General features: G+C 71.7%; 4 protein-coding genes. 3 read left to right on the top strand and 1 reads right to left on the bottom strand.

Annotated features, from left to right (window positions below):
- Nucleotides 1-335: 335 nt before the first annotated feature.
- The gene (locus tag KME75_RS38860; protein ID WP_308283461.1) at nt 336-1,286 is read left to right on the top strand and encodes a MinD/ParA family ATP-binding protein; all 951 of its coding nucleotides are present in this window, start codon (nt 336-338) and stop codon (nt 1,284-1,286) included.
- A 69-nt stretch (nt 1,287-1,355) separates the two neighbouring features.
- The gene (locus tag KME75_RS38855) at nt 1,356-2,366 is read left to right on the top strand and encodes a MinD/ParA family ATP-binding protein (RefSeq protein ID WP_219419937.1); all 1,011 of its coding nucleotides are present in this window, start codon (nt 1,356-1,358) and stop codon (nt 2,364-2,366) included.
- A gap of 126 nt (nt 2,367-2,492) precedes the next feature.
- On the opposite strand, the gene KME75_RS38850 is transcribed toward KME75_RS38855, so the two are convergent.
- On the bottom strand, nt 2,493-4,592 hold the full coding sequence (locus tag KME75_RS38850; protein ID WP_219419936.1) for a hypothetical protein: 2,100 nt from the start codon (nt 4,590-4,592) through the stop codon (nt 2,493-2,495).
- A gap of 827 nt (nt 4,593-5,419) precedes the next feature.
- Here KME75_RS38850 and KME75_RS38845 point away from each other — a divergent pair.
- Nucleotides 5,420-6,343: a MinD/ParA family ATP-binding protein gene (locus KME75_RS38845; RefSeq protein WP_308283460.1), complete on the top strand. Its 924-nt coding sequence runs from the start codon at nt 5,420-5,422 to the stop codon at nt 6,341-6,343.
- The last annotated feature ends 205 nt before the right edge of the window (nt 6,344-6,548 follow it).

Genomic DNA, 6,548 nt, shown 5'->3' with positions numbered 1-6,548 from the left:
TGCAGGTCAGGTGCGCTGTCGTTGCGCTGTGGAGCGAGCATGGAGCACATTACGCCCCTGAGTCTCGGCTCGCGATGGCCAAACTTGACTCGTTCTTACCGACTTCTTCGGTCCTAGCTCACCTAGGTGGCCGCCCACGCCCTCGCGCGTCGATCACCGATCAGGTGATCGTGTCGCCACTGCACGCTACTCTCTGCCGCGTGGTGCGGCAGAAGGTCGAACCCGACCCGTCGATCTGGTGGGAGCGATACGGTCACCGGCTGGAACCGCAGCCCGGCACCGTGATCACGGGTCGGCGGCGGGTCGGTGGGGGTCCGGTACAGCCAGGGGGTGCAGTGAGCTCGACGGGTTCGAACCGCGGGGAGGGCACGGCGACGACGGCCTCGGAGCTGAGCTCGGAGGCGATCGTCAAGGAGCGTCCTGACGAGCCGTCGGAGGGGTGGCGACTGGCCCTCCTGCGGGCCACCGGAGGCCTGGTCAACCCCGGCCCCGGGCCGGAGGAGCTGCGCAGGCGCGAGATCCTGCACCGGATCCGCCACCCGCTGCTGCAGCCGCACCGGATCGCCGTCACCTCGATCAAGGGCGGCGTCGGCAAGACCACGGTCTCCACGCTGCTGGGCCTGGTGCTCGCCGAGAACCGCGGCGACCGCGTGATCGTGCTCGACGCCAACCCCGACGCCGGCACGCTGGCCGACCGGCTCACCGGGGAGTCGTCGGTGACGGTCCGCGAGCTCCTCCACGACCTCGACCGGATCCACTCGTGGACCGAGGTGTCGCGCTACACCAGCCTCGCGGGCAGGCTGCAGGTACTCGCGTCGGAGCAGGACCCGGGGGCGGGCGACGCGTTCAGCCGCGAGGAGTACGAGCGGATCTGCGCCGTCCTCGACCACTTCTTCAACATCATCATCACCGACTCCGGCACCGGCCTGGTGCACTCGGCGATGGAGGGCACGCTCAAGCTCGCCGACAGCGTGATCATCGTCGGGGCGCCCACGGTCGACGGCGCCAGCCGGGCGAGCAAGACCCTCGACTGGCTGCTCGCCCACGGGCACTCGTCGCTCGCGTCGAACTCGGTCGTGGTGCTGTCGTGCGACCGCACCAGCAGCGAGGTCGACATCACCCGGATCCGTGAGCACTTCGCGTCACGCTGTCGAGAGGTGATCGAGATCCCGCACGACCCGCACCTGGCCACCGGCGGGCGCGTGGAGCTGCGACGACTGCGGCCCGCCACGCGCGACGCGGCCTACCGGCTGGCCGCGCTGATGGCCGACCGCTTCGTGTCCTGAGGGGGACCACGTGAACAGTCAGGGGGAGACGTGGCGCGATCCGGCGAGCTCGGCGAGGGACGGCAGCCGATGACGGGGCCCGACGACCGCACCGCCGCGCGGACCCCACCCCGCCCCGACGCCGCCACCGCCGCGGAGCTCACCGAGGACGCCATCGTCCGGTTTCGCAGCGACCGGCCGCAGCACGGCTGGCGCGGCGCGGTGTACAAGGCGACCGGTGGCCTGATCAACCCCGGGATCGGCCCGGCGGAGCGGCAACGCCAGGACCAGCTGCGGCGCATCCGCAAACCGCTGCCGGGCTCCCACCAGATCGCGGTCAGCTCGATCAAGGGCGGGGTCGGCAAGACCACCGTCACCGCCTGCCTCGGGCTGGTCCTCGCCGAGAACCGGGGCGACCGCGTGATCGCACTCGACGCCAACCCCGACGCGGGCACCCTCGCCGACCGGCTCACCGCCGAGACGTCGGTGACCGTGCGGAACCTGCTCGACAACATCGCGTCCACGCACTCGCTCACCGACGTCGCCCGGTACACGAGCCTCGCCGGCAGGCTGCAGGTGCTCGCGTCCGAGCAGGACCCGGCGATGAGCGAGGCGTTCAACCGCGACGAGTACGAGCGGGTCTGCGAGGTCCTCACCCGCTTCTACAACGTGGTGATCACCGACTCCGGTACCGGCCTGGTGCACTCGGCGATGGAGGGCACCCTCGCCCTCGCCGACAGCCTCGTGGTGGTCGGCAGCCCTACCGTCGACGGCGCGAGCCGGGCCAGCAAGACCCTCGACTGGCTCATTGCGCACGGCCACCGCGCCCAGGTCGACAACGCCGTCGTGGTGCTCAGCTGCGACCGCACCAGCAAGGAGGTCGACCTGGACCGGGTGCGCGGGCACTTCGAGGAGCGCTGCCGCGCCGTCGTCGAGGTGCCCCACGACCCGCACCTCGCCACGGGCGGCCGCATCGAACTGCCGCGGCTCAAGCCGGGCACCCACGACGCGTTCCTCGGCCTGGCCGCACTGCTCGCCGACGGGTTCGGCCCGCGGCGGGCGCACGACACGGCAGCCGACCCGGTGCAGAGCGCGAGCTGAGCTCCCGCGCGGCGATCCGTCCGCGCCGCGGCCGATCGCCCCCTGCCGAGAACGACGAACGCCGGGCCGCACCCGAAGGCGCGACCCGGCGTTCGCCGAGCCGGTCAGTCCTCGTCGGACGACCGGTCAATCCTCGTCGGACGAGGAGCCGCCGCCGTCGCTCTTCTTGCCGTCGCTCTTCTTGCCGTCGCTCTTCTTGCCGTCGTCCTTCTTGCTGTCGTCGCTCTTGCCGTCGTCCTTCTTGCCGTCGTCGGCCTGGTCCGAACCGGAGCCGGACCTGTCGTCCGACGCGCCGCGCTCCTCCAGCCGCTCGCCCAGCGACCCGGCCTTGTCCCGGGCCTCCTCCGCCGCCGCCTTGTCCTTGGCGCGCTGAGCCTTGCCGCTCGGCTTCTTCCGCTCTCGCGAGTCGCTGTCGGAGGAGTCCTTCTCGTCCTCGTTCCCGTGGTCCTTCGACGCGTCCCGGTCCGCCTGCTCCTCGTGCCGGTCGTGGTGCCCGTCCCGGTCGGACCGGTCGTCCTCCCGGGAGCCGCGCGACTGGGAGTCACGCGAGTGGTGCTCCTCCTTGTCGCGGGCCCGCTCGGCCTTCCCCACCGGCTTCGACGAATCGTCCTTCGCCGAGCTCGACCGCTTGCGGTCGTCGTCCGAGCCGCCGAGCACGGACCCGACGGTGTGGGTGACGTTGCTGACGAGTTCGGCGACGGGCCGCTTCTCGTCGTCGGACTTCTTGTTCTTGCTGCCGGACTTCTTGCTGTCGTCCTTCTTGCTGTCGGACTTCTCGTCGTCGGCGCGGTCGCGCCGCTCGCGGTCGTCCTTCCGGTCGTCCGACTGGGAGTGGTGGCGGTCCGCGTCGGCGCGACGGTGGTCCGACCGCTCGTGCGACGAGTCGTCGTCGCTGCGAAGGACCTTGCGGACGACGCCGACCGTGTTCGCCGCGACATGGGTGACGACGTTGCCGTTGCTGCCACCCGCCCGGGACCGCTCGTCGTCGCGGTGCTCGTCGTCGCGGTGCTTGTCGTCGTGGTGGTCGTGGTCCCCGGCAGCACGGGGGTCCTGGGGAAGGGTGACCAGCGTGGGTCGGGACGGGTTCGGCGGCGCCGTGGGGCTGACGTCCTGGCGCTCGTGGCCGCGGTCGCCGTCGCGCCGGGGCAGGACGGCCGCCTGCACCGCGGTCCGGTCGCGGGCCTCCTGCGGCTGCGGGTCGGGCCGTCGCTCGATCAGCGCCATGACCTGGCTGACGATCGGCTCCGTCGCGTCGGCGACCTCGGGCAGTGGCGCCGCGCGCGCCTTCTCGACGCCGTCGCGGAGGCTGGCCAACTCCTGTGCGTTGTGATCGCGCTGCCGCATGTGCAGCTCGCGCTGCGCCTGCAGCCGCCGAACCGCCTCCGCCTGGGCCGCGGAGGTGGTGGCGTCCGGCCCGGTGGCCAGCGCGCGCTCCACCGCCTCGAGCTGTGCCTGCGCGGCGGTGAGGTCGGTGCGGACCTCCGGCAGGGCGCGGAGCGCCCCGAGCTGCGAGGTGAGCGTGGCCCGCTGCTGCTCGAGGAGCGCCTTCCGATCGAGCAGCGCCTGCACGGGCGCCGGGGGCTGCCCGCTCCGGCGGTGTTCGGGAAGCCGCGCCCACGTGGCCTCGGTCTGAGCCACGGCCTCGAGCTGCTCGTCGATCGACGCGAGGACGACCTCGGCGCGGGTGACCCACTGGTCGGCATCGGCGACCGGCTGGGCGACGGGCGGCGGCTGCTGGACGGGAGGCGCGACGGGAACGGTGGTCTCGGTGACGAGGTAGCCGCCACCCCCGGCGACCAGACTCACGATCGCGAGGCCGGCCACGGCGCGGCGGCGACGGGACGTGGCAGCCGCCCGGCGCTCTCCGGCCGTGCGGGCGGCCTTGCGGTTGAGGGTGCGTTCCCGAAGTGGGGGCGGAGGCGTCGGCGAGATGGTCCAACTCGCCGCCGGGCTCCATCGGCCGTCGGGCTGCGACAGGTCTTCCGTCCGCGGCGGATCCTCCCGTGGAGTCCGCGCCGCGAGCGGTGCGGGTGGCGCCACCGGGGCGCCGGCCTCCGTCGCGGACGCCTCCTCGACGGTGGCGTCGAGACGGGCCTCGTGGCGCTTCCTCCGGGCGGCCGCGCGGTGGGCAGGTGTGCAGTAGCGCCGCGGCGGCCCACCGTCGTCCGGCTGCTCGATGATCGCGTCGCACCCCGGAAGGGCACACCGGATCGGCTCGTCGGTCATCTCGTCCCCCCTGCGCGGGTGACCGTCAGGTCGTGAACATGACGGCTGTGCCGGCATCGCCACCGGTCGGCGATGTCCGGCTGGTTCGGGTACTGCACTCCGGACTGCGAAATCGCGGTCGGACTCGCGGACGGGGATGCCGACACGCGGTCGGCCGCGCCCGCCATCACGTGTTGCCGAGAACGCACTGGCCCCCCATGCACTCCCACCACGTCGTACACACGCTCCGGTGCACAACTGGATGTGATTCGTGTGAAGCATAGTGCGGACAGGTCGCGCGCACATGTCGCACCGACGACATTTCCCTGCATTGCACTGTGTATCCATTCGAGTGCGCACAGTTACCATCGAAAGAAGCGGGCAAATCCGGCACGACACGCGTCGGTCCAGGCATTTCGGTGTCGGGGAGGTGCTGGTATTTGCATTGTCACGCTTCTCGAAGGCATGCGAACGGACTGGGCTGTCTCGTGTCAATAGGCCACCGGGGGCAGGGCTGGGTGCGGCTGCGCCCCGGCCGCGTCGCTGCGGGAGCCCCTCGCCGCCGGCCGGGTGGGTCGCAGTCACGGAGGTCGTAGGATTGCGGTTCGAGGAAGACCAGCGCGAGGTCGTGCACGATCTCGCCGTCGCGCGTGCGTTGTGCCGGACAGCAGTGCCCCAGCGTCGGCCATGGCCGTGCGGATAGGGGGGACATGCCGAAGCGATCCTTCGTCTCGACCGATGCGGAACCGCCGCGATCGGATCCCGCGCCGCCCGTCCCCGAACAGACGGTGCAGGCGGTACCGGCAGGCAGGCGGGAACGCGTCGTACCGAATACGGCCGGAGGGGCGGTGGAACTCACCGACGCCACGATCGTGCGAAACCGCGCGGACATCCCGGATTCGGGTTGGCGTCGCGCGGTCTTCACGGCGACCGGTGGCGCGATCAACGCCGGTATCGGGCCCGCCGAGCAGCGCCGCCGCGAACTCGTCCGCCGGATCCGCCGGGAACTGCCGGCGCCGCACCGCATCGCCGTCGCCTCGATCAAGGGTGGGGTCGGTAAGACCACCGTTGCCGCATTGTTGGGTCTGACGCTCGCCGAGCATCGCGGCGACCGGGTGGTGGTCATGGATGCCAATCCGGATGCAGGCACGCTCGCCGATCGGCTCACCGGCGAACCGCGCGCCACCGTCCGGGATCTGCTCGGGGCGATCGAGGAGTTACGGGCGCTTCCCGACGTCGTCCGTTTCACCAGTCTCGCGGGTCGGTTGCAGGTGCTCGCCTCGGAGCAGGACCCCGTTCGCGGAGAGGCGTTCGATCGAGCGGAGTACGAGCGCGTCTGCGCCGTTCTCGCCCGATTCCACAACATCGTCATCACCGACTCCGGAACCGGGATGGTCCATTCCGCAATGGAGGGCACGCTCGCGCTCGCGGACAGTCTCGTGGTGGTCGGGTCACCCACGGTCGACGGTGCGAGCCGCGCCAGCAAGACATTGGACTGGCTGGTGGCCCACGGGCACCGGGATGCCGTCGCCCGGGCCGTTGTCGTGCTTTCGCTCGACCGCACGAGCAAAGAGGTCGACGCCGGTCTGCTGCGCGCCCATTTTGCGGAGCGCTGCCGGGAGGTGGTGGAGATCCCGCACGATCCGCATCTCGCGACGGGTGGGCGCATCGATCCGACGATGCTGCGCCCGGCCACCGCACGCGCATTCCTCGAGTTGGCGGCGACCGTGGCCGACGGGTTCGCGCCGGGGCCCGTCGGCAGCGGTGCCTGATTCCGTTCGCGGCGCTCGGCCCGAGCTCCACGGCGCGGGCCAACAATCGTGCACGTGGGTCGTGCGGAAGGGCCGGCCGCGCGTAAACATTCAGCGGTGTGGTGGCATGGCGTGATCGCCGGTCGGCCGTTCGGCCTCCGGTGCGCTCGGCTCGGTGTCCGTGGTCAGGTGGGCGCGGGTAGTGCCGGCATCCAGGGGTGGCCGG

This window comes from Pseudonocardia nigra, assembly GCF_019396355.1.
GTDB classification, from domain to species: domain Bacteria; phylum Actinomycetota; class Actinomycetes; order Mycobacteriales; family Pseudonocardiaceae; genus Pseudonocardia; species Pseudonocardia nigra.
This window is presented reverse-complemented; position numbering and strand designations above follow the sequence as displayed.